The sequence below is a fragment of the Halovenus aranensis genome (assembly GCF_900100385.1).
Classification (GTDB): Archaea; Halobacteriota; Halobacteria; order Halobacteriales; family Haloarculaceae; genus Halovenus; species Halovenus aranensis.
The window spans coordinates 16873-42740 of the sequence record NZ_FNFC01000007.1 but is presented as its reverse complement, the minus strand read 5'-3'; the positions used below and the strand labels follow the sequence as shown (position 1 = coordinate 42740).

At 64.9% G+C, this 25868-nt stretch carries 23 protein-coding genes; 10 read left to right on the top strand and 13 right to left on the bottom strand.

All coding sequences use genetic code 11. The features are described from left to right. The first annotated feature begins 56 nt into the window (after positions 1-56). A complete protein-coding gene (locus tag BLR34_RS08305; RefSeq protein ID WP_092701907.1) occupies positions 57-1901 on the top strand; it encodes an ABC transporter substrate-binding protein in 1845 nt (614 codons plus the stop codon). On the opposite strand, the gene BLR34_RS08300 is transcribed toward BLR34_RS08305, so the two are convergent. From BLR34_RS08300 to BLR34_RS08270, 7 genes are all read right to left on the bottom strand, one after another. Continuing rightward, positions 1898-3160, bottom strand: a complete 1263-nt coding sequence (locus tag BLR34_RS08300; protein WP_092701905.1) for an adenosylhomocysteinase — start codon at positions 3158-3160, stop codon at positions 1898-1900. The genes BLR34_RS08305 and BLR34_RS08300 overlap by 4 nt on opposite strands. Positions 3161-3210: 50 nt before the next feature. Continuing rightward, the gene (locus BLR34_RS08295) at positions 3211-4548 is read right to left on the bottom strand and encodes an ABC transporter ATP-binding protein (protein ID WP_092701903.1); all 1338 of its coding nucleotides are present in this window, start codon (positions 4546-4548) and stop codon (positions 3211-3213) included. After that, on the bottom strand, positions 4541-5704 hold the full coding sequence (locus BLR34_RS08290; RefSeq protein WP_092701901.1) for an ABC transporter ATP-binding protein: 1164 nt from the start codon (positions 5702-5704) through the stop codon (positions 4541-4543). The genes BLR34_RS08295 and BLR34_RS08290 overlap by 8 nt, the downstream gene beginning before the upstream one ends. Next, on the bottom strand, positions 5701-7389 hold the full coding sequence (locus BLR34_RS08285; RefSeq protein WP_092701898.1) for an ABC transporter permease: 1689 nt from the start codon (positions 7387-7389) through the stop codon (positions 5701-5703). The genes BLR34_RS08290 and BLR34_RS08285 overlap by 4 nt, the downstream gene beginning before the upstream one ends. A gap of 2 nt (positions 7390-7391) precedes the next feature. Further along, positions 7392-8411, bottom strand: coding sequence for an ABC transporter permease (locus BLR34_RS08280; protein WP_092701896.1), 1020 nt, complete (start codon positions 8409-8411; stop codon positions 7392-7394). 117 nt (positions 8412-8528) lie between these two features. After that, positions 8529-8996 carry a DUF7529 family protein gene (locus BLR34_RS08275; protein WP_092701894.1) on the bottom strand — a complete coding sequence of 156 codons (468 nt, stop codon included), beginning with the start codon at positions 8994-8996 and terminating at the stop codon, positions 8529-8531. A 45-nt stretch (positions 8997-9041) separates the two neighbouring features. Next, positions 9042-9902, bottom strand: a complete 861-nt coding sequence (locus tag BLR34_RS08270; protein ID WP_092701892.1) for an NAD-dependent epimerase/dehydratase family protein — start codon at positions 9900-9902, stop codon at positions 9042-9044. A 147-nt stretch (positions 9903-10049) separates the two neighbouring features. Between BLR34_RS08270 and BLR34_RS08265 the strand changes: the two genes are divergently transcribed. Beyond that, positions 10050-10547, top strand: a complete 498-nt coding sequence (locus BLR34_RS08265; protein ID WP_092701890.1) for a GNAT family N-acetyltransferase — start codon at positions 10050-10052, stop codon at positions 10545-10547. A gap of 1 nt (position 10548) precedes the next feature. Here the strand turns inward: BLR34_RS08265 and BLR34_RS08260 are convergent, their stop codons facing one another. Then, positions 10549-11787 carry an adenosylhomocysteinase gene (locus BLR34_RS08260; protein WP_092701888.1) on the bottom strand — a complete coding sequence of 413 codons (1239 nt, stop codon included), beginning with the start codon at positions 11785-11787 and terminating at the stop codon, positions 10549-10551. Between the two features lie 105 nt (positions 11788-11892). Here BLR34_RS08260 and BLR34_RS08255 point away from each other — a divergent pair, with 105 nt between their 5' ends. Then, positions 11893-12108, top strand: a complete 216-nt coding sequence (locus BLR34_RS08255; protein ID WP_092701886.1) for a DUF8027 family protein — start codon at positions 11893-11895, stop codon at positions 12106-12108. A gap of 4 nt (positions 12109-12112) precedes the next feature. On the opposite strand, the gene BLR34_RS08250 is transcribed toward BLR34_RS08255, so the two are convergent. Next, entirely contained in the window at positions 12113-13396 is a 1284-nt protein-coding gene (locus BLR34_RS08250; RefSeq protein ID WP_092701884.1) for an MFS transporter, read from the bottom strand. A 370-nt stretch (positions 13397-13766) separates the two neighbouring features. Between BLR34_RS08250 and BLR34_RS08245 the strand changes: the two genes are divergently transcribed. Next, positions 13767-14381, top strand: coding sequence for a hypothetical protein (locus BLR34_RS08245; RefSeq protein WP_092701882.1), 615 nt, complete (start codon positions 13767-13769; stop codon positions 14379-14381). Continuing rightward, positions 14378-15040: a DUF2238 domain-containing protein gene (locus BLR34_RS08240; protein ID WP_092701880.1), complete on the top strand. Its 663-nt coding sequence runs from the start codon at positions 14378-14380 to the stop codon at positions 15038-15040. Before BLR34_RS08245 ends, BLR34_RS08240 begins: the two co-directional genes overlap by 4 nt. Here the strand turns inward: BLR34_RS08240 and BLR34_RS08235 are convergent. Beyond that, positions 15037-15423, bottom strand: a complete 387-nt coding sequence (locus tag BLR34_RS08235; protein WP_092701878.1) for a PaaI family thioesterase — start codon at positions 15421-15423, stop codon at positions 15037-15039. The genes BLR34_RS08240 and BLR34_RS08235 overlap by 4 nt on opposite strands. Positions 15424-15558: 135 nt before the next feature. Between BLR34_RS08235 and BLR34_RS08230 the strand changes: the two genes are divergently transcribed. Beyond that, positions 15559-16656, top strand: coding sequence for an NADH:flavin oxidoreductase/NADH oxidase (locus BLR34_RS08230; RefSeq protein WP_092701876.1), 1098 nt, complete (start codon positions 15559-15561; stop codon positions 16654-16656). 3 nt (positions 16657-16659) lie between these two features. Here BLR34_RS08230 and BLR34_RS08225 read toward each other — a convergent pair whose 3' ends face one another. Further along, entirely contained in the window at positions 16660-18633 is a 1974-nt protein-coding gene (locus BLR34_RS08225) for a beta-propeller domain-containing protein (RefSeq protein WP_092701874.1), read from the bottom strand. A gap of 80 nt (positions 18634-18713) precedes the next feature. Further along, positions 18714-19835: a pyridoxal phosphate-dependent aminotransferase gene (locus BLR34_RS08220; protein ID WP_092701872.1), complete on the bottom strand. Its 1122-nt coding sequence runs from the start codon at positions 19833-19835 to the stop codon at positions 18714-18716. A gap of 181 nt (positions 19836-20016) precedes the next feature. On the opposite strand from BLR34_RS08220, the gene BLR34_RS08215 reads away from it, so the two are divergent. Next, positions 20017-21660 (top strand): methyl-accepting chemotaxis protein, encoded by a 1644-nt coding sequence (locus BLR34_RS08215; RefSeq protein ID WP_092701870.1) that lies wholly within the window; start codon positions 20017-20019, stop codon positions 21658-21660. A gap of 5 nt (positions 21661-21665) precedes the next feature. Here the strand turns inward: BLR34_RS08215 and hemE are convergent, their stop codons facing one another. Further along, on the bottom strand, positions 21666-22679 hold the full coding sequence (gene hemE, locus BLR34_RS08210; RefSeq protein WP_092701868.1) for a uroporphyrinogen decarboxylase: 1014 nt from the start codon (positions 22677-22679) through the stop codon (positions 21666-21668). An 87-nt stretch (positions 22680-22766) separates the two neighbouring features. Here hemE and BLR34_RS08205 point away from each other — a divergent pair, with 87 nt between their 5' ends. From BLR34_RS08205 to glyS, 3 genes are all read left to right on the top strand, one after another. Next, positions 22767-23195, top strand: coding sequence for a universal stress protein (locus tag BLR34_RS08205; RefSeq protein WP_092701867.1), 429 nt, complete (start codon positions 22767-22769; stop codon positions 23193-23195). An 85-nt stretch (positions 23196-23280) separates the two neighbouring features. Beyond that, positions 23281-24132, top strand: coding sequence for a CBS domain-containing protein (locus BLR34_RS08200; RefSeq protein ID WP_092701865.1), 852 nt, complete (start codon positions 23281-23283; stop codon positions 24130-24132). After that, a complete protein-coding gene (glyS, locus tag BLR34_RS08195) occupies positions 24129-25865 on the top strand; it encodes a glycine--tRNA ligase (protein WP_092701863.1) in 1737 nt (578 codons plus the stop codon). The genes BLR34_RS08200 and glyS overlap by 4 nt, the downstream gene beginning before the upstream one ends. Positions 25866-25868: the final 3 nt, after the last annotated feature.

The window sequence follows — 25868 nt, the reverse complement described above, 5'->3', positions numbered from 1 at the left end:
CTGTGTCGGTGGATTAATGAGAAGTATTATATTACGGTGGGCCATTAACATCTCGCATGTCACCAGACATCGACCGACGGACGTTTCTCACCGGGGTAGGGTCCGTAGCGACGGCTGCACTCGCCGGGTGTAGCGGTGGCGACGACGACCCAGTCGAAGAGAACACCGACGGCGACAGCACCGACGGGACCGACGGCGACACCGGCAGTGACGGCGGCTCCGACGGCGGCTCGACCGGTGGACAGGTCCAACTGGTCCAGATTCCACAGGAGACGACCGACCCAATTGGCATCTCCGGGCCGATAAACGCGTGGACGAACTGGCAGGTCCACGAGCAGCTGTTCACATACGAAGCCGGCACGCCGCCGGTTACCGGCTCGCTCGCACAGGATTACACGGTCTCTGACGACTACCTGACCTACCAGTTCGAGCTCCAGGAGGGTGTGACCTTCCACAACGGCGAGGAACTGACCGCCGAGGACGTGGTGTACTCCTGGCGGCGTCTCGCCGAATCCGAGAACAACCGCGGCCAGTCCGACCGCATCGTCAGGGGCCCGATGTCGGTCGAACACGAGGTCGACGACGACGACGAGACCGTTCCGGACTCGCTGGCGCTGGAAGCGGTCGAGGAATACGTCGTCGAGATGACGCTCGAAACGCCGTTCCACGGCACGCTCGGCAACCTCGCCGACCCGCGGCTCTCGGTCATCCCCGAGGGCGTCGTCGGCGACATCGAGGGCTACGACGGCGAATACGAGTACGACGAGTGGGTCACGCAGCATCTCCACGGCACCGGACCGTTCCAGTTGGATAGCTGGAACCGTGGGAGCGAAATCATCCTCGAACGCTTCGACGACTATCACGGCTCGGTCGCCGACGTCGACGGCGTCAGACTCCAGATTCTCGGCGACTCGAACGCCGTGTTCACGACTGCGGTCAACGAGCAAAACATCGATATCTTCGACCTGCCTCAGTCGCAGTTCGACCCTAACCTGCTCAGCGTCGAGGAGAACCTCGGCGGCGACCGCCGCCAGGGGACCTACGGGCCCGTCGCAAACGACGAGACCCTCAACTACGGCGAGACGAGTCTCCCACGAACCCAGTACGCGATATTCAACACCCAGCGGGTCGAAAAGCCGGCCCGGAAAGCGATTGCGTATCTGGTCAACCAGGAGACGATTACCCAGACCGCTCTCCGTGGGCAGGGAACGCCGGCCTATCTGCTGACGCCGCCGAGTGGCTTCCCCGGCGGGCCCCAGGAGTACCAGCAACTCGCCGAGAGCGACTACCCCTACGGCTACGCCCAGTCCGACATCGAGTCCGCCCGGCAGGTCATGGAAGACGCCGGCTACAGCGAGGACAACATGTACGAGACGACCATCCAGCACCCATCGGACAGGCAGGCATCCGAGTGGACCGCCATTGCCGACCTCCTTCAGGACCAGGCCCAGGCGGCACACATCGACATCAGCATCGAGGAGGCGCCGTCCTCGACGCTGACCAACCGGGCCTTCGAGGGCGATATCACGATATACTTCGTCTGGAACGCGCTGAACTGGCTCGAAGCCGACGCGATGTTGCGCTTTGCGTACCCGAACCAGTACGCCTGGTCACAGTGGGGTGCCGAGGCGGACTTCGAGTACGAACAGCTGTCGGATGCGGCCCAGCAAGCGACCGACGCCTGGGACAGCTACGAACAACACCAGACGCCCTCCGAGGCAGACCAGGAGGCCCGCAACGAGGCCTATCTCGACATCGAGCGGGCGAACTGGGAGGATATGACGATGCTGCCGCTGTGGCATCCAATCGAGGACATGTACTGGTACGACTGGGTCGAAGGCTTCGAGATGCACGGCCCACAGCGCCGGCCTGCGCTCAACAACGTCTCGCTCAACCGTTAACGCGGCTCTTTCTCGCTCGGACTGTCGCTGCCCTCGTGGGCGGCCCACTGTTCGCGGTACGCGCGCTGTTCGTCGGGTATCTCGTCGATATCGACGCCGATAGCGTCCAGTTTCTCGCGGGCAACCGCGCGGTCGATAGCCTCCGGCAGCGGGTGTAGTCCCGGCGAGAGGTCAGCACCCTCGGCAAACGCCGCCAGCCCGCGGCTCATCAGCGCGAACGTGGTGTCCATCACCGGCGTCGGATTCCCCTCACCGTTCGGGGCAGCCAGATTCACCACCTGCCCGTCGGTGAGCAACGTCACAGTCCTGCCGTCGGGGAACTGGTACCGGGCCACGCCCGGCTCCGGCCGGGTCACGTCGCTCGCCATCTCGCCGAAGGCCTCGGTATCGATTTCGATTATGCTGCCGATAGACGCGACCACTGCCCCGTCCGCCAGCGCCTCGATGTGTTCACGCCGGAGGATGCCGAAGCGACCGGTCGCCGTCACCACGAGGTCTGCGTCCGGCACCGCCTCGCGCATCGGCCGGACTTCGTGGCCGTCGGCGACGGCTTCGAGCGCTTTCCGGGGGTCGGCTTCGGTCACGATGGTCCGCGCACCGAGGGCCCGGAGCTTGCGGGCGAGCCCGCGGCCACACTGTCCGTAGCCGCCGACGACCGCCACCGAGCCCGCCACCAGCATATCTGTCAGCGAGGTCAGCGCCGACAGCGAACTCTCTGCGGTCCCGTGGACGTTGTCGAAGTGCTGTTTCATCGGGGCGCCGTTGACGTCGTACACCGGAAACGAGAGGACGCCCTGTTCGTCCATCGCCTGCAGGCGGGTGATGCCGCCGGTCGTCTGCTCACAGGCACCCCGGACGTTTGCGGCCGCCTCGGGGAACTCGTCGTGAGCGAGACTCAGCAGATAGGCTCCGTCGTCGGCGAGCAGGTCGGGCTCAGCCGCGAGGAGTTCCCGGCGGGCGTCGGCCAGCTCTGTTTCCGACATGCCGACCGTCGACAGCGGCGTAATCCCCTCGTGGTCGTCGAGCCATGCGAGCACGTCGGCGTGTGCGCTCCCGAACTCGCCGGTGACGAGAACCTCTGCGCCGCCGGCCGCCAGCACGTCCAGAAACAGGCCCGTGTGTGGCGTCAGCGGTGCCGAGACGCCGATAGTCAACGCCTCGAACGGCGTCGACTCGCGGTAGCGCTCGGCACAGGCACGCAGGAGTGGCGCGCGCTCGCGCACGCCAGACACCGGGCTCTGCTCTGTGGTATTGCTCATGGTCGTACCCCGGATTCGACGGGCAAAACGCTTTGCGTGTTAAGAGTCCGCTACTCCGGCAGATAGTCGCCAGCGTCGCGCAGATAGTCGCCGGGCTCTCTGTACTCCTCCCTGTGGCGGTGACAGCGACTCGACCGGCCGTTGCCGACCTCGTGTTGCTGGGGCGACTCGTGTTCACAGACGGTGCTGAACTCGTCGTCGAGGAGGTCGCGTGCTTCGGTCACGTCGCCGTCGGCGACCAGCTCTGTCGCACGCGTCAGGGTCTCCTCGACCGCCTCGGGGTAGGTCAGCGACCCGAACAGGTCTTCGGCCACCTCCCGAATCGGGGTAAACTGTGTGCCCATCCCCAGACGCTGTTTTGCCCGTTCGAGAGTAGTAGAACTGGCCCGCTCGCGAATCATGCGTCGAAACTGCGCGATTGCGGCCCACTGCTCGTCGCCAAGTTCCTCGTGCTCGGGCTGGCGAATCGCAAACGGACACCGCGTCGAGAAGACACAGCCCGCCGGCGGGTCCCGCGGGTTCGGCGGCGTGCCACGGAGCGTAATCCGGTCTGCACCCACGTCCGGGTCCGGCTGTGGAATCGCCGACAGCAACGACCGCGTGTAGGGGTTCTGTGGGGACGTGAACAGCCGCTCTGTCGGCCCGACCTCCATGAGTTTCCCCAGGTACATCACACCGACCCGGTCACAGATGTGACGCACCACAGAGAGGTCGTGGGCGATGAGCATGTACGTGAGACCAAACTCCTCTTGGAGGTCCGAGAGCAGATTGAGAATCTTCGCCTGGACCGACACGTCGAGCGCGCTGACGGGCTCGTCGAGGACGATGAACTCCGGCTCCAGGGCGAGCGCCCGAGCGATGCCGACCCGCTGGCGCTGGCCGCCCGAGAACTGGTGTGGATAGCGGTGGTAGTGTTCCGGCCGGAGGCCGACCCTGTCGAGCAACTCTTGGACGCGCTCGCGGCGGCTGGCGGCAGTCTCCCAGTTGTGGACCTCCAGCGGCTCGCGGACGATTTCGCCGACGGTCATCCGCTCGTTGATGCTCGACATCGGGTTCTGGTAGACCATCTGGGCGTCGCGGCGCCACTCCTTGAGTCCCCGCCGTCCCAGCGTCGTCACGTCGGTGCCGTCGAAGGACACACGCCCCTCATCGACGTCTTCGAGCTGGAGGATACTCCGGCCAAGCGTCGTCTTCCCACAGCCGCTCTCCCCGACGATGCCGAAGGTCTCCCCGCGTCCAATCTCGAAGGAGACGCCGTCGACGGCCTTGACGGGTTTGCCGCCGACGAGTTGCTCGCTCTCGTAGTAAGTCCGTAACCCGTCGACGGTGACGAGTGGGTTGCTGGCGTCTGTGCGCCCGGCGTCATCGGCTGTCGTACTGTCACTCATGGGTCTCCTCCGTGTCGTGGTGTCGGTCTAGGCGCTCGGCGAGGCCTGCAGATTCGGGGTAAAGCAGACAGGCCGCCGTGTGGTCGCCCTCGCCGACCGAGACGTGTTCCGGGTGTATCGTCTCACACTCCTCGAACGCCTTCGGACACCGCGGTGCGTACCGGCAGTACGTCGCGGGCTCGTTTGGCGTCGGGACGCTGCCGTCGATTGTCGGCAGTCGGTCGACGTCGCCGGTCAGTCCGGGGATGCTCTGGAGCAGCCCGCGGGCGTATGGATGTTTGGGGTCGTCGAACAGCCGACTGACCGACGCCCGCTCGACTATCTCCCCGGCGTACATGACTGCCACCGAGTCCGCTACCTGTGCGATGACACCCATATCGTGGGTGATGAAGACAATAGAGAGCCCGCGCTCGCGTTGCAGGCGCTCTAACAGTTCGAGAATCTGTGCCTGAATCGTCACGTCGAGTGCGGTCGTCGGCTCGTCACAGAGCAACACCGACGGGTCACAGGCCAGCGCCAGCGCGATGACCGCCCGCTGTTGCATCCCGCCGCTGAACTGGTGGGGGTACTCGTCCAGCCGGCGTTTCGGGTCCGGAATGCCGACGCTTTCGAGCAACTCCGCGGCTCGCTCGGTCGCCTCGCTCCCGGTTACCCCCTGATGGATGCCGAGCAGTTCTCGTATCTGGTTGCCGACGGTGTACACCGGATTGAGACTACTGAGCGCGTCCTGGAACACCATCGCAATCTCGCTGCCCCGGACCGACCGGACGACGGTATCTGGTGCGGCCACGAGGTCGACCGACCCGCGCTCGACGGTCACCGAGTCACCCTCACCGGACCCTGCCTCGACGGTGACGAAGCCGTCGCCGTCGTCGTCCCACTGCACCTGGTCGGGGTATTTGCGTGCAATTTGCTGGACGAACGTCGGGTCGTGGTACCGGATTTCGCTGTCAGGGTGGACCTCGCCGGGCGCGTCGACCAGGCCGAGAATCGACCGGGCGGTGACGCTCTTGCCCGACCCGCTCTCGCCGACGACGCCGAGTGTCTGTCTCGAGGGGACGCTGAACGAGACGCCGTCGACCGCGCGAATCTGTTCTTGGTCTGTCGTGAACGTCGTCCGCAGGTTCTCGACGGACAGCAACGGCTCCTCGCTCATACCCCACCACCTCTGGATTCGGTTTCGCTGGCGTCGGCGACGCTGCTGTCGCTCTGTGGGTCGACGGCGTCTCTGAGCGCGTCACCGACGGCGTTGAACCCCATGACCACAAGCGTCACCATGGCCCCCGGAATCAGCGAGATGTGCCAGGACTCGGTGGCGACGAACTTCCGGCCGAGGTCGACGGCACGCCCCCATTCGGGGGTCGGCGAGGTGATACCGAGCCCGAGGAAGGAGAGCCCGGCGACCGCCAGGATGACCCCGCCCAGCACCAGCGAGCTGTAGATGAGCAGATAGCCGAGCAGGTACGGTAGCATATGCAACCGCATGATACCTGTCGCTGACTGCCCGTAACTCCGGGCGGCGTCGACCCAGTCCTCTTCGGCAATCTGGAGCGTCGGGCCGCGGAAGGCCCGCCAGAGGAACGGCCACCCGGTCGCGGCGAGGACGAGCGCCAGCAAGACGCCGCCGTTGTACAGACCACCGAGCCACGTATCACCCAGCAGGACCGTCAGCAGTATCAACAACAACAGCCGGGGAACGCCCATGATGGTGTCGCCGGTAACCACGAGTATCAGGTCTGCAACCCCGCGGTAGTACGCCGAGATGAGCGCGAAGACGGTCGCGAGCAGTGCGCTGGCACCGACACTCAACAGGCCGATAAGTAGGGAGACGCGTGCGCCGTGAACGAGGAAGGTAAAGAGGTCCTTGCCGTTGGTGAGCGTACCGAAGGGGTGGAACCGGTCGAATCGGTCGTAGGTCATCGGACTGACGTTCTCTCCGGGGTATCCCTGCGACCGGGTTTCGAGGTTCGCGTTCCCGACGAGCGTCTCGGTCACCTCCCCAAGCGAGGCGTCGTAGTAGGTGATGCTGTTCGAGAACGGCGCGTAGATGTTCTGGTTGGCGGGAGCGGTCCCGAGGGAAGGGGCAAACGCCGCCATCGTCAGAAAGAGGACGACGATGAGCAGCCCGAACTGCCCCCAGCGGTGATAGCGGAGCCGGCTGACAACGTCGTCACGCGGCGTCCAGTCGGCCTGGCGGTAGTGGCGGCGGTACCGCTGGTACCCCGACCAGAGCCACCCCAGCCAGGCGGCGACATAGAGGTGGATGAGGAGGACTCGCAGTCCCCACGCAAGCGCCGGCGAGAGCCCGAAGAAGGTGCCGTGCCAGGTGCCGTCTGGCGTCTGGTACCCCTGGTTCGGAATCGTCTCGCGGGCGGTCAGTGTCGGAAGCTCTGCCAGTCGGGCGACGCCCGACTGGAGCAGGTCACCGAGCGCGTGGACGACGCCGACCGCGCCGGTCACGACTGCGAGCCCGACGACGACGCCGAGACAGAGCCCGAAGGCCAGACCGTCGAGCAGTCGCTGTGACCGCAGCGGAATCCGGTCGGTGACCCGCAAGACGACCGTGGCACGGGTCGCGGTCACGACCCCCAGCCCGACCAGCCAGAGCCCGGCGAGGAGGCCAACAGCCGTGAGAACGCCACCTGTCCCGCCGGAAGCGAGGCCGTCCGCGAGGCCGCCGTAGCCGGCTCCGGCCGCCGTGACGACCGCGCCGCCGATGTTGTGAAGCCCCGACGCGATACGGCCGAGTTCGATTGCGACCAGCAGGCAGACACCCAGCAGCCACACGACGGCAGGCCAGGGGGTCGCCCGGACGCGTTCGGTGAGTGGTGTGTACTCCATCGTTATCGCCCTCCGTACCCGACTCGCGGGTCAATCAGCAGATACAGCAGGTCCTGAATGATGTTCATCAGGACGACGACCACGATAAAGACGAACACAAGCGCGGTCACCAGCGGCAGGTCGCCGTTCTGTGCCGACTGGAAGAACAGCCAGCCGAGGCCGTTGATACCGAAGACAACCTCGACGATGACGGAGCCACCGATGAGCAAAAACGCCTCGTTGGTAATCGTCGGCACCAGCGGCACCAGTGCGTTCCGCAGGATGTGTTTCCACACGAGCGAGCGCCGGGAGACGCCGTTTGCTTTGGCGGTCTCGACGTAGCTCGAATTTATCGTTTCGAGCACGGCGGTTCGGGCGATGCGGAGTTCACTCCCCATCGACGCCGACCCGAGCACGACCGCGGCCGGTAGCACCTTCTTCGTCGCGGCGATGAACCCGTCGACAGAGGTCAGATTCGACAGGTCGGGCGTCCCGGTGACCGACGTATCGGCCAAAAACGAGTTCCAGTCAAAGCCAAGCAGCGCGTCGGACTGTGAGAGCACGGCGAGCAGGATAATCGCGAGCCAGAAGTTCGGCATCGCCCGCCAGATGATGCCGAACATCGAAATCAGGTAGTCCGTGAACGTATTCGAGTGCAGACCGGCGTACACGCCGAGTGGAATACCGACGAAAATCGGAATCAGAACCGCCCAGAGCACAATCCACATGGTCCGTGGTCCGTAGATGACCAGCAGGTCGACGACATCTGTTCCCGGTGCCAGCACCCACGACTGGCCGAGGTCGAAGGTGAAGAAATCAACCATGAACTTCCGGTAGTGTTCGAACACGGGCTGTTCGAGACCCAGCTGTTCGCGCACTCGGAGATACTCGGCCTGTGAGGCCTCCGTTGCCGTTTCGCCGACGATTGCCGCCGCGGGGTCGATTGGCCCGAACCGGAAAATCACGAAGGTGAGCGTCGCGCCGAAGTACAGTACCGGAATCGACAGCACAAGCCGACGGAGAAAATACCGCAGCCGACTCATTCCGACAGCCCCCCCTGTTCCGGCCGCTGGCCCGGAGCGAGTCTGTACTCGTACACGTAGTCTGTCTCTACGGTCCGCGGCCGTGTACTTAGTGGCTTCGGACCTGCCAGCAGCCTCTCACTCGTCTGGAAAGAACGGCTCGTAGTCGGCGTGCTCGAACGACCCGAGGTGGGTACCGTCGACCTTGAACAGGTGTGTGTACATCTGTCCGTCTGCCCGTGCGTGGCCGCGACAGGTCTCGAGGTCGCTCCGGTCGAGTGCGCCGGCGACCAGTATCGCGGTCTCGGTCGCCGGGTCGAGCACGACCGTCAACAAAAAGAGGTGACTCGCGGTTGTCGCCCGATAGACCTCCGTGCGGGGGAACCCCTCGGAGTCGAACAACGTAGCGAACCTGTCGGCGGCGTCGCCGGGGACGACGTAGCTGTAGCCGTGGCGGTCGGTGCGACCCTCCTCGGGACCGACCGGGGCGGCGTCGCCGGCCGGTATCGACAGCGTCTCCCAGCCGTCGTCGTCGAACTCCGCCGCCATCGCGTCCATCTCGTCGAGGAGCCGGACCCACCCCTCGTTTGTCGCGTCGTCTGACACGGATGACTCCTCGTGAGCCACAGTAAAAAGCCATGCGTTGAGGACTCACTCGCGTGCACTCTGCCACGACCGGGTCGGCTCCCAGCCCAGCACCCGGCCCGCCTTGGCCGTCGAGTACGCCGAGGCGTCGCCCTCGACTGCGTAGTCGTCGGGTACGTCGCCGTAGTGTTCCTCGAACAGCTCCCGGAGCGGGCGACCCAGTGCGTTGTCCGGAGCCACGCAGTTAAAGGCCTCGTGGCCGTCGAATGCGCCCTCACGAACGCCCGCCAGGGCGGCCTCGACGAGGTCGACCACGTCCCGAACGTCGACGTACGACCAGTAGTTGCCCGCTCCGGCCCCGAGGTACTCGACGTACTCGGAGTCGCGACAGGGGTACTCGCCGGGGAGCTGAATCCACGAGGGGCGAATCGACGCCACGCGGATGCCGTCCCGGCGGGCGACGGTCGCGGCGATCTCCTCGGTGACGACCTTCGAGAGGCCGTAGGGGTCTTCGGGTCTGCGCGGGTGGGACTCGGTGATGGGGACCGCGTCTGGAAGTGGCGTCTCCTCGGCGAAAAAGAAGCCGTACGCGCCGTCGGAGGAGGCCTGCACCACCGCCGCGTCGACCCGGCCGGCGGCGGTCAAGACGTTGTAGGCCGCCAGCGTGTTGTTCCGGTACACCTCGACGCCCGGGTGGGTGCCGGCGACGGGGATGGCCGCCCAGTGGACGACTGCGTCGGGGTCGACCGCGGTGACGGTATCGAACACCGCGCCCGCGTCGGTCAGGTCGACGCGCCGGTAGTCGACGCCGTCGCGGCCGCTCTCGGGGAAGCGTCTGTCGAGACAGGTCACCTCGTGTGTCTCGGCGAGGCGGTCGAGAATCCACGTCCCAGATTCGCCGACTCCGCCCGTGACGAGAATCTCCATACCGATACCGGGGGCGCGACGGTCCAAAAGCTGGCGGTCGGTAGGCTGTCGTCGGCCCCGACTGACCGGCACGCTGTCGCGTGGTTGTCCCTGCAGTCATGCCACTGAAACGACATAGTTATCTGTCGGCTGGAAGTGCAGACCGGTATGAACATCGTCGAACTCCCCGCCGAAGAGCCCCCCGTTCGTCGGTTCGTCGAGGAGCTCTGGCTGCCGTACAACCGCGAACTCGAAGCGACAGTCGACGGGTTTGGGCTGGCCGAGGGCGTCGACCTCGTCTCGGCGGAGGTCCCGTTTCGCCTCGACCGCGTCGACACCGAGGGCTACCGCCTGTGGATTGCCGTCGACGGGAGCGTAGACCTCGTTGAGGGAGAGTTGGCCGGCTTCATCGCGGCCGAAATCGACGAGGCACCGACCGTCTTCGACCGCCCCGACCGGCTGTTCATCTGTGACATCTACGTCGAGGAATCCTATCGCGGTACCGGGCTGAGCGAGACGCTTTTCGACCGACTCCGAGAGTGGGCCCGCGAGGCCGGCTGTACGCAGTTCAGTCTCGACCCCCACGTCGACAACGACCGGGCGATCGCCTTCTACGAGAAACTCGGCTTCGAGACCACACAGCAGTACATGCTCGCCGAGGTCTGACTCAGAAGCTGCTGTCGGGGTGTTCCCACTCCTCGTAGTAGGCCTGCTGGCGGTCGGTCAGTCCCTCCGTCGAGAGGCCGAGCGTGTCGAGTTTCCGGCTGGCGACCGCGCGGTCGAGCCGGTCGGGGACCGTATAGAGGCCGGGGTCGAGGTCGGTCCCGTCGGCGAGCATGTCGTACGCCGCGGTGAACATCATCGCGAAGGTGGTGTCCATCACCTCGGCCGGATGGCCCTGGCTGTAAGGGCCGGTGAGGTTGACGAGTCGCCCCTCAGCCAGCAGATTCAGCTCGCGGCCGTCCGGCAGGTGATAGCGGGTGATACCCTCTTTTGGCGTCGTTGTCTTCTCGGCCAGCGCTTCGAGCGCCCCGACCTCGATTTCCACGTCGAAATGCCCCGCGTTACAGATAACGGCGCCGTCGGGCATCCGCTCGAAGTGGCGCTCCCGGATGACGTCACGGTTGCCCGTCGCCGTGATGAATAGCTCGCCCGCCTCGGCGGCCTCGTCCATATCCATCACCCGGTGGCCGTCCATGTGGGCTTCGAGGGCCTTCCGGGGGTCGGCCTCGGTCACGATAGTCTGTGCACCCATGCCCCGGGCCTTGCGGGCGATGCCACGGCCACAGTAGCCGTAGCCACAGACGACCACGTCCCGACCCGAGACCAGCGAGTTCGTCGTGATGGCGACGTTCGTCAGCGCGGACTCACCCGTGCCGTGGACGTTGTCGAAGAAGTGTTTCATCGGCGTGTCGTTGACGCCGTAGACGGGGAACGCCAGTACGCCTTCTTCGTCCATCGCTTCGAGACGCGTGATGCCGGCGGTCGTCTGTTCGCCCCCGCCGATGACGTTCGCGGCCACCTCCGGGTGGTCGGCGTGGACCTTGGCGATGAGCTCACAGCCGTCGTCGAGGATGAAATCCGGCTCGTGTTCGAGTAGGTCGTGTTGGGCCTCGTCGAACTCCGCGTCGGTCATCCCTTCCCAGGCGAAGGCGGTGATGCCGTCGTGTGCCTCGAGCGCGTCGACGACGTCGCCGTGGGTGCTCTGGGGCTCGCTCGGGGCGAACAGTACCTCCGCGCCCGCGGCGTGGAGCGTCTCGATTGCGACGCCGGTCTTTGCCTCCAGATGCGAGGCGAAGGCGACGGTATACCCCGACAGCGGCTGACTCTCGCCGAACTCCTCGCGGAGCGATTCGAGCACTGGCGTGTGGTCGCGCGCCCACGTGAGTGGGTCTGTCTCTGGCATACCTGAGACAACGATGGTATTTCAATAAGCGCTGTGGTCGCCACCGTTCCTGCCACTGTGTGGGTGACATTAACACTCAAGGGTCTGGAACATCTACCAGTCGATATGGTCATCCCAGGCTACGACCCCCGCGACCTCGACGAAATGCTCGAATCGCGCGCCGACACAGCCGACGTGAAAGCACGGTTGACCGATGCGGAGTGGGCGGCCTATCGCAACGGCGAGGAGTCTCTCATCGACCTGCTCGACAGCCAGGCGTTACACGACCTGGCCGAGACCAACGACCTGCCTATCGACGTGCCAGAGAGTCAAGCCGAGTAGGGGCTTACTCGGGCTGGTCGGGACGGATGGCAAACGCCGCCGGGTCCACATCGGTCAGCGGCGGGAGACCGCGTAGCGATGCCCGCGTGGCGAAACACAGCCCCATGAAGCCAAAGCCGGCTGCGGCCAGCCCGAACGTCGCCAGCGGTCCGAGCGTTGCAGCGATGAAACCGCCCGCGAGCGAGCCGACTGGCAGTGTCACCATCGACGCCGTCCCCTTGATAGCGGAGACTCGACCGAGCACGTCCGCGGGGAACACCTTCTGGTTCAACGTCGCGGTCAACACGCTGTCGATGCCGGCGGTCGCGTGAGCGAGGCCGAACAGACAGACGGTCGCCGGTGTCGAGGGGACGACGACCGCGCCCGCCCAGAGGACGGCCCCACCCAGGTACGTGACCGCCAGCACCTTGCCATAGGGCAGTCGCTCCAGGGTCGGCGCAACGACCGAGCCGAACAGGCGTCCGATGCCGAGCGCACCGAGCAACAGCCCGTAGATTACCGGTCCGCCGAGTTGGTCACCGACCGCCGGCAGGATTGCGAGTGTCACGCCCATCGCGAAGTTGGCGACCGCCGCGATGGCAATCATCGGGACGAACACCGTCCCGCGGAGGATGGCTGTCCCCTCGCGCAGGTCGGCGAGGTACGTACCAAGCGCCGACCCAGCAGCGTTGTCGCGGTCGGGGTCGACCGACGGAATGCCCATCCCAGCGAAGAGAACCGCCGCGACTGCGAACGTGGCCGAGTCGAGGACGAACAGCGCTGTCGTGCCGACGGCAGCGATGAGGAGACCACCCAGAGCGTCGAATATCATATCCAGTCCGATGGTGATTGTCTTCAGTGCCGAGTTCCCCTTCGAGAGCTGGGAGTCGGCGACGATACGGGGCAACAGACTCGATTGTGCCGGAGCCAACAGCGTAGCAAGCAGCGATAGCACCGGTACTGTCAGGAAGATGAGCGTGACACTGAGCTGTCCTACGTACGCGGCGAGCGGGAGCGTGAGGATGATGACCGCCTGACTGACCTGCGCTGTCACAAGCACGGGCTTGAGCGGTAGTCGGTCGACAACCGGCCCCGCGATAATCTGTAACACGTATGGCAAGAGCAGCAACGCGCTCGCCACACCCGTCAGCACGGTCGACCCGCTCAGGTCGTGGACGAGCCACATCGTGGCGATGCTGTAGAGGCTGTCGCCCGCGTTCGTGACGAACCGCCCGGCGAAAAACCGCAGGAAATCGCTGTTTCGCCAGAGCGGCGGCTGTCCGTCTGCCTGGGCCGCGGTGGCGCTCATCGCACCCCACCTCGGCCGACAGTGTCCAGGTCCTGTGGCTCACCCGGAGGTGTATCGCGTGTGTTCGTTCGGTCTGGTCGTCGGCTGTGGTTCGATACGACTGTCGTGGCCGGAACTGCGTGTAACATGTACGTGTGCGTTCGCTGGAGAAGATGCAACTACGGGGAACGTAGTGGAGCGACCCGAGTGCTGCAGCTATCCGGCCACTCGCGCGGCGGGCCGCGAGAGGGGATTGTAACACGGACGGCGCGAACGCTGGTCACTCATCGAACCGACTCGTTGCCGTGTTGACAACCTTTTGTAAAATATGTGTCGACTTGTCTGTACAGGCCCCCGAACAGTCTTGAGGCTCGCTCTCGACTTGGCGACCATGGCAGAGCTGTCACCACAGGATTTGCTGGCAAACAGGCGAGCTAACGCGGCTGTCGCCTGGCTGTTCGTCGCTTTTCTCGGGGCTGTCGTCGTCGAGAGTTTGCTCGACGGAGACGTTCCGTGGGCGCTGTTCGTTTTCGGTATCGTTTCGTGTTGCCTCATTCCACCGATTGCCTACCGTGACCCGGAGACGATGCTCCCCTGGGAAGTCGTCGCGCTGGCCGGACTCCCCACCTTCGGGCAGGCGGTCACGCCCGCGCTGATTCCCGGCGAGTTCCTGGTGTACATCTCCGTGGCTGCGCTGGCACTGGTCGTCGCGGTCGAACTCGACCTGTTCACCGAGGTCCAGATGACCATCGGGTTCGCCATCGCCTTCGTCGTCGTCGTCACGCTCGCGGCGGCGGGGGTCGGCGCGGTCGTCCGATGGCGGGTGGACCTGCTGTTTGACACGACGCTGTTGCTCGAACCAGGGGTGAGCGACCAGACCATCCACGACGACCTGATGATCGAGTTCATCTACTCGGCACTCGCGGGACTGGTCGGTGGGTTCATCTTCCAGCTGTACTTCCGCCGGCCCGCTATGGACGACCGGATTGTGGGGCCCCAACAATGAGGATTCGGGACCGCCTCGGACTCTCGAAACGCCAGCAGCGCCAGCTCAGCCGCGGCATGCAGCTGACGCTGTTCGGACTGCTGTTTATCGCCCTGGAGCGACGGGAGCCGGCTCTTCTCGTTACCGTCGGCGTTGGCCTCTCTGTTACCTTCCTGCCGGCGATACTCGAACGCGACCACGAGATTCCGATGGACGCGGGCCTGACGCTGTGGATTACTGCCGCCGCGTTCCTGCACACTATCGGCGTCGTGGGTGTCCCCGGAACCGGTGAGTCGCTGTACGGCGCGATTCCAATCTACGACAACGTCACTCACGCGCTCTCGGCATCGGTCGTCGCAGGTGCCGGCTACGCGGCGGTCCGGGCCGTCGACGAGCACTCTGACGGTATCCACCTTCCGCCCCGATTCATGTTCGTGTTCATCCTCGTCTTCGTGGTCGCCTTCGGCGTCATCTGGGAGATTCTCGAGTTCAGTATCGCCGAGGTCGCCGGCGCGCTCGGCTCCGAGACGACGGGCTTTACACAGCACGGTCTCGACGACACGCTCCTCGATTTGGTCTTCGATGCACTCGGCGGCGTCATCGTGGCAATCTGGGGAACGGCTCACCTCACGGCAGTCTCTGATGCCGTCTGGGAACGCTTGCGCGGTGTCGACAGCTAGCCGGTCTTGTAGACGCCTCGGGCGTCGGCGAGCAGGGTGTCGTCCTCGGCGGCGAACACCTCCACGTCGACGGTCCCGACGTCGTCACCGCATCGGACCACGTCGGCCTCGGCGTAGATGTCGCCCGTGGCGGCGCTGAGGTAGTCGATACGCATGTCGATGGTCGGAACGGGCTGGTCGACCAGCGAGACCAGTGCCGCCCCGCCGACGGTATCCGCGAGCGTGAACGTCACGCCGCCGTGAGCCATGACCGTGTCCTCGTTCCAGGAAAGCTCCTCGTCTACGTCGAGGTGGCCCTCGGCGTGGCCGTCGGCGACCTCGGTGACCTCGATTCCAAGTAGCTGTGCGAACGGCATCCCCTCGAAAAATGCTTCGGCGTCCATACCGCGGGCTATCACTGCTGTCTACATAAACGTACACGCCACGGGACGACCTGTCGGCTCTTCGGACAGGCTGCCCGGGTTGCCCATATTTCCCCTTTCGCTCCCGCTTTTTTCTTCCAGCCCGCACAGACAGATATGAGTCACCTATTTACAGAGTTCTCTCTCGGTGAAACGACGGTTCCGAACCGTCTGATGGTCTCGCCGATGTGTCAGTACTCGTGTGACGACCGCGACGGCCACGCGACGGACTGGCATCAGGTCCACCTCGGCTCACGGGCGGTCGGTGGTGCGGGCATCGTGATGACCGAAGCCACGGCCGTCGAGGCCCGCGGTCGTATCTCGCCCGAGGATTTGGGTATCTGGGACGACGACCACGTCGACTCCCTCCGGCGGGTGACACGATTTATAAGCTCCCAGGGCTCGATTCCGGCGATTCAGCTCGCCCACGCCGGCTGGAAGGGGTCGACGGTTCGCCCCCGGGACGGCCACGACACTATCCCCGCCGACGAAGACGGCGGCTGGACCGTCGTCGGCCCGACAGCCGATAGCTTTCCGTACGACCGCCCGGAGCCGGCACTCGAACGACTTGATAGCGACGGTCTCGACGAGGTCATCGACGCCTTCGGCCGCGCCGCCGAGCGCGCGGTCGAAGCCGGCTTCGAGATTGTCGAAATCCACGCCGCCCACGGCTATCTCCTCCATCAGTTCCTCTCGCCGGTCACCAACACCCGCGAGGACGACTACGGCGGCGACTTCGAGGGTCGCACTCGCCTCACCCGGGAAGTGACCGCAGCGGTCCGTGAACGCGTGCCCGAGAGCGTTCCGGTGTTCGTGCGTATCTCTGCGACCGACTGGCTGCCCGAGCCGTCTTGGACCGTCGAACAGTCGGTCCGGCTGACCGACCGCCTGGCCGAACTCGGCGTCGACCTCGTCGACGTGAGCAGCGGCGGCATCAATCCGGATTCGTACCCCGACTACCAGGGACCGAACTACCAGCTCCCCCTTGCCGAGCGGCTCAAAGACGAGACCGAGACAGAGGTGGCCGTCGGTGCGGTCGGCAAGATTACGACGCCCGAGCAGGCAGAAGCCGTCGTCGCCAACGACCGGGCAGACCTCGTCATCGTCGGCAGAGAACACCTTCAGGACCCCTACTTTGGCCTGCGTGCGGCGGCCGAACTCGGCGCGGAGGAGGTCACCGGTCCGCCGCAGTACCGCGGACTCGTCCAGGAGTAATCCTCACCGCGAGTCGAGGCGTTTCACGACCGTCCAGTTCGTCTCGTCGACGACGACTGTCTCCTCGGGGCCGAAGATATAGAGGTAGTTATCGACGTACATGGCGCGGACACCAGGGCCACCAATGTCGACCCGTAGCTCCTCCTCCAGCGTCCCGTTCTCGTAGGAGAAGACGTAGCTCCCCTCGCCGGCCGGCAGGAAGAAGACGCCGTGGCGTCGGTCCTGCAGGAACGCGCGATGGTTCTCGTTTGCCTCCGAGAAACGTTCGTCGTCGATGATGCGAACGTCCCGCTCGACGGGCGCGCTCCGGTTGCTCACGTCGAACGTCGACAGCTTCACCGCGCCGTCTTCCTCACCGACGCCCAACACGAGGTCACCCTCGTCGTCGAGTGGATGAAGATAGTGCGAGACGCCCGGAATCTTCAGCTCGCCTTCCATAATCGGATTCGCTGGGTCCGAGAGGTCGAGCGTATAGAAGGGGTCTATCTGGCGGAACGTGACTACGTATCCTTTCTCGCCCTCGAAGCGAACCGAGTAGATGCGCTCGGTCTCGCCCAGCCCCGTTACCGAGCCGGTCATCGAGAGGTTCCTGTCGAGGACGTACACGTCGTTTACTGACTCGACGCGGTGCGTGCGGGGCACCGTCGTCGCAATCCGGAGGTGGCCCTCGTGTTCGTCCATCGACCACTGATTCAGGGGAACGCCCGGCACCTCGCCCGTCGCGGTCACGTTCATCTCGTCGAGGCCGACGCTGACGATGCCGGTCGTCGTCAGATTGCGCTTGTTCTCCTCGGCGTAGGCGGCCAGCCCGTCCCGGAGGTCGCGCTGTGCGCTCCGGCGCTTTTCGTCTTTTAGAGAGTCGAGCCAGTCTTCGATGATAACGTCGAGTTCGGTCTGTTTCGCGCGCTGTGAAATATCCAGCGACTGGAGCTCCTCGACATCGGCGACGACATCGTCATCGAGGCGCTCGCTGCCGGGACCGGTGATATACCCTGCAGCCAGCTCGAATCTGCTGGTCGAACGCGTGTAGCTGAGATAGAGCGCATCCTCGGAGACGTACGTCGCGGAGTGACGGGTCGAGCCGACGACACTGGTATCTGCTTCGAGGTCGCCCGTCGCGGGGTCGACGCGGGCGGCGGTGTAGACGGCGTCGGCATCGGCCTGTGCGTCCGGTCGGTACACTTCCGTACACGCGACCGACTCGTCGCCGTATGGCTCGATTGGACAGGGGCTGTCCGATGGTCTGTCGACGAGGACCAGATACAGCGACCCGTCGTAGAGGCGGGCAGTCTGGAGACTCGCGTCCACTCGCTCGGTCCAGCGCTGTGTCGGGTCGTCAGGGTCGGTGATATCGTACCCCCAGATGCGCCCTTCCTCGAAGACGACGAGGGTGTCACGGTCCTCGACGAGCAGGAGCGTTCCGGACGCGGGAATGGTCGCCGCGCGCGCCGGGTCGGCCGGGTCTGAGATGTTGAGGACGGTCGTTTCGTCGGCGGTCCGCTGGAAGCGGTGGCCTGCGTAGTAGACCGACTTGCCGTCTGTTTTCAGCACGTCTGGTTCGTCGAGGGCACCCTCTTGAACGTTCGTCTCAGAGTGGCGGTCGGGTCCATCACCGCTGGCGCCGTTTTCACCGCCTGCGCCGCCGTTTCCACCAGCGGCGCCCCCGTCAGCACTGTCACCCGCTTCTACCGTGACATCGGTCGTTACGAGCTGTTCTCGGAACCGAAAGCGCCGCTGTTCCTGTGCTGTTGCGAAGTACGCCTCGAACGCGTCTGCTGAGGCAAACGTCTCGAGACCCGGGTCGTCGGTTGCTCCTTGGATTCCGCCCGCGAGCGCGAGCCGGTGGTGGTCAAAGTCGTCGCCCGTGTCTGTCGTCCCCGGTGCGTCTAGCAGGCCGATGATGCCGCCGGCGGCCACCGCACCGACGAGCGCCACTGCGAGTACCACGACCCTCTGTCTGTTCGATTCGCTTGTCATACCCGGGAGAATGTGACCTATTCACATAACCGACTCTCAGACTCAAACAATCGTTTGAGCCGACAGCGTGGCCGAAAACGCTAGAAGAACTCGTCGAGTCGCTCGGCGGCCTCCTCGACGCGAGGCGAGACGAGTGCAAAGCGCATCCAGTCCGAGCGTGACTCTCCGAAGGCCTCGCCGGGCATCCCGGCGACGCCAGCCTCGTCGATGAGCATTTCGATGTTCTCCATCGTCCCGGGCGTCCCCGGGAACCGGGCCATGACGTAGAAACTCCCCTCGGGTTCGGTGTAGTCGGCACCGGCGGCCTCAAGTGCCGCCGTGAAGCGGTCGATACGCTCGACCATCCGCTCGCGGACCTGCTCGTAGTACTCGGGGCCAGTCTCGCGGAGCGCCTGCAACACGGCGGTCTGGGCGGGCCGGGAGATGGCCACGTTCGTCAGCATATGTCGAGTCCGGGCCGAGTCGACGAGTCCGCCATAGGGGTCGGGACGGTCCTCGCGGGGAAAGATAGCGTAGCCGACCCGCCAGCCGGTAATCGCCATCGACTTCGAGAAGGAGTTGGTGACGACTCGATTCGGCGAGTCAATCGACAGCGCCGACGTGAACCGGCCGGAGTAGTCGAAGTGGTCGTACACTTCGTCGCTGACCAGCAGGGCGTCGTACTCCTCGGCGACGTCGACCAGTTCCTCGACGGTGTCGCCGCCGTAGGTGACGCCGGTCGGGTTGTTCGGGGAGTTGACGACGATAACAGCCGTCTCCGCGCTCGCGTGTTCGCGGACCGCCGCCGGGTCGAGGTGGCCGTCGTCGTCGACGGGCACGAGTGTCTTTTCGGCGTCGAGGAGATTGGTTCGGCCGTCGTAGTAGGGATACACCGGGTCGGCGAGGATGATTTCGTTGCCGTCCATCGCGTCGAGACCCTCGGCCATGGCGAGGTGATTGGCCTCACCTGCGCCGTTCGTGATGACGACCTGAGAGATGTCGACGCCGCGACGCGTCGCAATCTCCTCGCGGAGTTCGCGCAGACCGACACTCGGCGGGTACTGGAACGCATCGGTGTCGGCGTCGGCGTACTCGTGTAGTCCCTCCCGAAGTGCCTCAGGTGGCTCCCAGTCGGGGTTGCCACTGACCATGTCGATGACGTCCCCCTCGGCCTCGCTGGCGTAGTTCATCACGTAGAAAAACGGTGGTGTGTCGTCGTCCATACCGGAGCGTCGGGCGGTGTCTACCTGTCTCTTGTGGTCACCTCTGTGCGTGACACCCGACGGAACAATTTTGTTCCCACTATTGTCCACCGCATCGTGACAGCGAGTGAGAAAACCCGGTATCGCCGCTGATAACCGCTCGGTCAGGCTTTTGTTCTCTCGGGAGTGCTGTAGGATACGGATGGGACGAGAGACGCAATCGGTCGACACTGAGGAAGTAATTTCACCATCTGGCGCGGCGTCTGCGCTGTTTTGGTCACTCACGGGGCGGACTGCGACAGTTGTCAAGGGGCTCACGCCGCGGTTCTGGCAGCGCACGCTGAACCGTCAGCTGTGGGTCCACGCTGGCATCGCAACTGGGATTCCGCTGTTGTACGCGGCGTTTGTCGAGCAGTCGCTCGTGTTGAGCGTGCTGATTCTCGTTCTCACGCTGGGCGTCGGGGGGTTCATTTACGGCGAGATGTACCTGATTATAAAGCGCCTCCAGGAGGCGAACGCGCAGATAAAAGACGGTACTTACCAGATTCGCATCGACGCACAGCGACCCGACGAAATCGACGCCGTCTACCGCGGTATCGAGGAGATGGGGGCGGACCTCAGCGAGCGCATCGCGAAGGCCGAGGCGGCGACCGAGGAGGCACAGCAGGCCCGCGAGCAGGCCGAGGCGGCCCGCGACGAGGCCCAGCAGGCACGCGAGCAGGCCGAAACGACCGCCGACGCACTCCGGTCACAGGCGCGGGCCTACAGCGAGACGATGAGCGAGGTGGCCGCGGGCGACCTCACCCGTCGCCTCGACGAAGACGTCGATTCGGCGGCGATGGCCGAAGTCGCTGGCGCGGTCAACGATATGCTCGATTCGCTGGAACGCACCGTCGGCGAGGTCGAACAGTTCGCCGAGACAGTCTCGGCGGCGACCGAGACCGCCGCCGACAGTGGGCAGGAGATTCAGCAGGTCAGCGAGGACGTGAGCGCGTCCGTACAGGGGATTGCCGACGATGCCGACCGCCAGCAGAGCGACCTCCAGAATGCGCTCGACGAGATGAACGACCTCTCGGCGACAATCGAGGAGATTGCTTCCTCGGCAACGTCGGTGGCAGAGCGGACGGCCGACGCCGCGGCGACCGGTCGGGAGAGTCAGGAGGCGTCGGCAGACGCTATCGAAGAGGTTCGGGACATCGAAGCCGAGGCCACGGCAGCCGCCGAGGAGATGGCAGCGCTGGACGAGCAAATCGAGCAGATTCGCGAGATCGTCGACCTCATCGACGACATCGCCGAGCAGACGAATATGCTGGCGTTGAATGCTTCCATCGAGGCTGCACGGGCGGGCGAGGCCGGCGAAGGCTTCGCCGTCGTCGCCGACGAAATCAAGAGTCTGGCTACCGAGACCTCCGAGGCAACGACAGAGGTCGAGTCCCTCATCGAGGAGATGCGCGCTCAGGCCGACACGTCGGTCGAGCGCATGGAGAGCATGGAGCAACGCGTCGACAGAGGGGGCGACACCATCGAGGAGACCATCCAGTCACTCGAAGAGATTGTCGACGTGATAGAGGAGGTCAACACCGGCGTTCAGGATATCGACGACGCGACCGACCGCCAGGCGAAGACGACCGAACAGGTCGTCTCGACGATGGACGAACTCTCGGAGGTGAGTGAGTCGACTGCCGACCGGGCGCAGTCGGTGTCGGCCTCCGCACAGCAACAGACCGCCGCGGTGACCGAATTAACTGGGACCGTCGAGTCACTGAGCGACGACGCGACGAATCTCAAGCGGGCACTCGACGACCTCCAGATTTCGCGGACCGCAGACAAACAGCGACCGTCCTGAACGCGCTAGCCGTCCCACTGCCATTCTTTTGCCGTCTCGACGAAGGCCTCGACGGAGTCGACCGGCGTGTCTCTGTGGACGCCGTGGCCGAGATTCAGGATGTGTCCTTCGGGGCCAGCAGCCTCGATTATCTCACGGGTCTGCTCGCGAACGGCGTCGGTATCGCCGTACAGCGCCGTGGGGTCGAGATTCCCCTGGACGGGCACCTCGCCCAACTGCTCGCGGGCGGTCGCCATATCGACAGTCCAGTCGAGGCTCACCGCGTCGGCACCGCTCGCCTCCAGCAGGTCGAGTCGGCCGTTCATGCGGCGGACGAAGATAATCGTCGGCACGTCGAGCCCGTCGAGGATTCGCTGGTGGAGCGGCAGGAGAAACTCCCGGTAATCGGCGGTCGTCAGTTCGCCGGCGTAGGTATCGAACAACTGGAGTACATCGGCACCGTTGTCGATTTGAAACCGAAGGTACTCGCGGACGACCTCGGCAAACGAGTCGAGCAGCGCCCGGAACGCGTCGGGATTGCGCGCTCGAAGCGCCCGCAGGGGTCGGTGCGTTCGGCTCGGCTCGCCCGCCACAGCGTACGATGCCAGCGTGAACGGGCCGCCGGCGAAACCGATAATCGTCGTCTCGTCGCCGACGCTCTCGGTGAGTCGACGGAGCAATGCACCCACGTAATCGAGTTCCTCGCGCACGTCACCCATCGACCGGTCGGCGTCCGCGGGACCCTCGACAGGGTTCTCGACGACAGGGCCGACGCCGCTCTCGATGTGATATGAAAATCCCAGTGGCTCCAGCACGGTCAGAATATCGGAGAACATCACGAGCCCGTCGGGACGGTAATACTCCCAGGGGAGGAGGGTAATTTCCTCTGCGACCGCGGGCGTTTTGATTGCGTCGAGAAAGCTGTACTCTTCGCGTATCTCGCGGTACTCGGGGATGTGGCGGCCTGCCTGTCGCATCATCCAGACAGGGGGCCGCTCGGTCCGCTCTCCACGCGCCGCGCGAACGAGCAGGTCGTCCATTGTAGGTTGATTCGGTCAGGAGGCGTTAAGCGTTTGCGAACCGTTCCGGCCGGAAGGTTCAAACCGCAGTGCATGTGAATAGTGAACATGACAGAGCGTGTCCTGTTACCACTGGACGGAAACGACCACGGCAGGCGCGCCTACGAGCACGCGGCACAGCTCTTTCCGGAGGCCACCTTCGTGTTGTTACACGTCATCAACCCCTCGGACGCGAGCGTTCCGGTCGACGGCGCAATGTCGAGTTTTCCGGAGGGTTGGTACGACCAGCAACAGGACCGCGCCGAACAGGTCTTCGAGGGCATCGAGGAGCGTGCCGCCGCCGACGATATCGAGACGACACAGGTCGTCGAACTCGGCAAGCCAACGCGAAAGATACTCGACACCGCCGAGGCCGAGAACGTCGACCACATCGTGATGTCGACCCACGGCCGGCAGGGCGTCTCGCGGCTCCTGCTCGGGAGTACCGCCGAGACCGTCGTCCGGTGTTCGTCGGTCCCGGTCACGATTGCGCCGTGAGTCGTCACCGTGTTCTCTGTCGATTCCCGTCAGGTCGTACCAATGTGTAAGGACTTAGTGGATGGGCCGCGGATTATCGGGCAGTATGAACGTCGAAGATGTTATGACAAGTCGTGAGGAGGTCGTCACCGTCGAGGTGCCGGGGACGCGTGACGATGCACTCGATTACCTTCAGGAGCGTCAGTTCTCTTCGGTTCCCGCGGTCAAAGAGACCGACGACGGGGAACAGTTTCGCGGTATCGTCTCGCGGAGTTCGCTTATCAAGCGCCCCGACGAGGACCAGCTCGCACTGCTCGCCGAGGAGGTCGCCTCGACGACGACCGGGACGCCGGTCAGTGAGGTGGCCGACCTGATGCTTCGGGAAGGTGAACGCCGAATCCCGGTTCTCGACGCCGACGAACTCGACGGTATCGTGACCGTTACCGACATCGTGCGGGCAATCGCCCGCGGTGCGGTCTCTGAGGATGTCGAGGTCGGCTCCGTCGAGGGCGAGGAGGTCAACTGCGTCTACAGCGACACGCCGCTTCCCGTCGCCGAGCGGCAACTGGCTCACGCGGGCGTCCCCTACGCGGTCGTCTTGGGCGAGGACGGCAACATGACCGGGATGTTGACCGAGGTCGACATTCTCGACGTTGCCCGCGTCGTCGAGGGCGAGGAAGATATCGGTGAGTCTATCGCAAACGAGGACGACGAGTGGGCCTGGGAAGGCATCAAGGCGGTCGGCAACACCTACATGCCGACCCGGAACGTCGAGATTCCGAACGGAGCAGTCGAGGCCTTCATGACCGCCGATGTCGTCTCGGTGAGCTCGAAGCGCCCGGTCACGGAGGCCGCCCAGCTCATGATCGAACACGATATCGAACAAATTCCCATCGTCAGCGGCGGCCAGCTCTCGGGTATCGTCCAGGACGTGGACTTACTGGAGGCGATACGATGAGCGAGGGCGACCGCCTTTCCGAACTCGCCAAGCGCCGCGGCTTTTTCAACCAGACCGCGGCGGCATACGGCGGCGTCGCCGGCTTTTATACCTACGGTCCCCAGGGTGCGGCGCTGAAAGACAACATCGAGGCCGCCTGGCGCGACCGCTACGTGACCCGCGAGGGCCACATGGAAATCGACGCCCCGACCGTGCTCCCGGAACCGGTCTTCGAGGCTTCGGGCCACGTCGAGACGTTCACCGACATGCTCGTCGAGTGTGTCGAGTGTGGCGAGAGCCACCGCGCCGACCATCTCGTCGAGGACCATCCCGAGTCGACGGTCGAAGACGCCGAGGCACTGCCAAACGAGGAGGTGGGCGAACTCATCGCCGACCACGACATCGATTGTCCGGCCTGTGGCACGCCGCTGGCCGAGGAACCAGTCGAGGACTTCAACCTCATGTTCGAGACGAACATCGGCCCCGGTAGTTCCTCGCCGGGTTACCTGCGCCCGGAGACGGCACAGGGTATCTTCGTCGATTTCCCCCAGTGGGCCGAGTACGCCCGCAACCAGCTCCCCTTCGGCGTCGCCCAGATTGGCAAAGCCTACCGCAACGAGATTAGCCCCCGGAAATCCATCATCCGGGTCCGGGAGTTCTCCCAGGCCGAACTCGAACACTTCGTCGACCCCGACGACGAGCCGCCACTGGAACGCGTCGAGGACGTGGAGATTCCCCTTTACTCCGTCGCCCAGCAGCAGGGCGAGGGCAGCGTCAAGGAGATGACCGTCCGGGAGGCCGTCGACGAGGGCGTCGTCGACAGCCCCTGGCTGGCCTACTATCTCGGCATCTCGAAGGAGTGGTACGAGCGCATCGGCGTCGACATGGACCGCTTTCGCTACCGCCAGCACCTCGCGGGAGAACTCTCTCACTACGCCTCGGAGTGTTGGGACGCCGAGAGCGAACTCGGCGGCGACTGGGTCGAGCTGACCGGCTTTGCCACCCGTGGCACCTACGACCTCGACAAACACGCCGAGTACACCGGCGAGGACTTCTCTGTCTTCCAGCAGTACGACGAGCCTGTCACCGTCGAGCGGCCGACGGTCGACCCCGAGATGAGCTATCTCGGCCCGGAGTTCGGCAACGCGGCCGCCGACATCGTCGCCGAACTCGAAGCGCTCGCAGAGCGCGACCCCGACGCCTTCGACGCCGAGGCCGTGACAGTCGAGCTCGACGGCGAGACCTACGAGATTCCCACGGAGAAGACCGGCTTCGCAGTCGAGGAGGTGACCGAATCCGGCGAACACGTCACGCCACACATCATCGAGCCCTCGTTTGGCGTCGGCCGGCTCATCTACACCGCACTCGCCCACAGCTACCGCGAGGACGAAATCGACGGCGACCAGCGGACGCGGCTTGCGCTGCCGCCGGAAGTTGCGCCGACGACTGTCGGCGTCTTCCCGCTGATGGACAAAGACGGCCTCGGCGAGCGAGCGCGCAAGCTGGCGAGTGAGCTCCGGGCCGCCGGCCTCGAAGTCACTTACGACGACTCCGGCGCAATCGGCCGGCGCTACCGCCGCCAGGACGAGGTCGGAACGCCGTTCTGTGTCACCGTCGACTACGACACGCTCGAAGCGGAGACGGTGACCGTCCGCGAGCGCGACAGCACCGACCAGGTACGGGTTCCCATCGCGGAGCTTCCAGCGACGCTCTCCGGGCTCCGTGACGGCGACATCACGTTCGACGACATCTGAACC

Coding starts and splice junctions, on each gene's coding strand:
- BLR34_RS08225 (WP_092701874.1), bottom strand. CDS start 18,633: ATGACAAGCGAATCGAACAGACAGAGGGTCGTGGTACTCGCAGTGGCG.
- BLR34_RS08200 (WP_092701865.1), top strand. CDS start 23,281: ATGAACGTCGAAGATGTTATGACAAGTCGTGAGGAGGTCGTCACCGTC.
- BLR34_RS08295 (WP_092701903.1), bottom strand. CDS start 4,548: ATGAGTGACAGTACGACAGCCGATGACGCCGGGCGCACAGACGCCAGC.
- BLR34_RS08270 (WP_092701892.1), bottom strand. CDS start 9,902: ATGGAGATTCTCGTCACGGGCGGAGTCGGCGAATCTGGGACGTGGATT.
- BLR34_RS08305 (WP_092701907.1), top strand. CDS start 57: ATGTCACCAGACATCGACCGACGGACGTTTCTCACCGGGGTAGGGTCC.
- BLR34_RS08235 (WP_092701878.1), bottom strand. CDS start 15,423: ATGGACGCCGAAGCATTTTTCGAGGGGATGCCGTTCGCACAGCTACTT.
- BLR34_RS08215 (WP_092701870.1), top strand. CDS start 20,017: ATGGGACGAGAGACGCAATCGGTCGACACTGAGGAAGTAATTTCACCA.
- BLR34_RS08205 (WP_092701867.1), top strand. CDS start 22,767: ATGACAGAGCGTGTCCTGTTACCACTGGACGGAAACGACCACGGCAGG.
- BLR34_RS08220 (WP_092701872.1), bottom strand. CDS start 19,835: ATGGACGACGACACACCACCGTTTTTCTACGTGATGAACTACGCCAGC.
- BLR34_RS08280 (WP_092701896.1), bottom strand. CDS start 8,411: ATGAGTCGGCTGCGGTATTTTCTCCGTCGGCTTGTGCTGTCGATTCCG.
- BLR34_RS08290 (WP_092701901.1), bottom strand. CDS start 5,704: ATGAGCGAGGAGCCGTTGCTGTCCGTCGAGAACCTGCGGACGACGTTC.
- glyS (WP_092701863.1), top strand. CDS start 24,129: ATGAGCGAGGGCGACCGCCTTTCCGAACTCGCCAAGCGCCGCGGCTTT.
- BLR34_RS08260 (WP_092701888.1), bottom strand. CDS start 11,787: ATGCCAGAGACAGACCCACTCACGTGGGCGCGCGACCACACGCCAGTG.
- BLR34_RS08250 (WP_092701884.1), bottom strand. CDS start 13,396: ATGAGCGCCACCGCGGCCCAGGCAGACGGACAGCCGCCGCTCTGGCGA.
- BLR34_RS08300 (WP_092701905.1), bottom strand. CDS start 3,160: ATGAGCAATACCACAGAGCAGAGCCCGGTGTCTGGCGTGCGCGAGCGC.
- BLR34_RS08245 (WP_092701882.1), top strand. CDS start 13,767: ATGGCAGAGCTGTCACCACAGGATTTGCTGGCAAACAGGCGAGCTAAC.
- BLR34_RS08230 (WP_092701876.1), top strand. CDS start 15,559: ATGAGTCACCTATTTACAGAGTTCTCTCTCGGTGAAACGACGGTTCCG.
- BLR34_RS08285 (WP_092701898.1), bottom strand. CDS start 7,389: ATGGAGTACACACCACTCACCGAACGCGTCCGGGCGACCCCCTGGCCT.
- hemE (WP_092701868.1), bottom strand. CDS start 22,679: ATGGACGACCTGCTCGTTCGCGCGGCGCGTGGAGAGCGGACCGAGCGG.
- BLR34_RS08240 (WP_092701880.1), top strand. CDS start 14,378: ATGAGGATTCGGGACCGCCTCGGACTCTCGAAACGCCAGCAGCGCCAG.
- BLR34_RS08265 (WP_092701890.1), top strand. CDS start 10,050: ATGAACATCGTCGAACTCCCCGCCGAAGAGCCCCCCGTTCGTCGGTTC.
- BLR34_RS08255 (WP_092701886.1), top strand. CDS start 11,893: ATGGTCATCCCAGGCTACGACCCCCGCGACCTCGACGAAATGCTCGAA.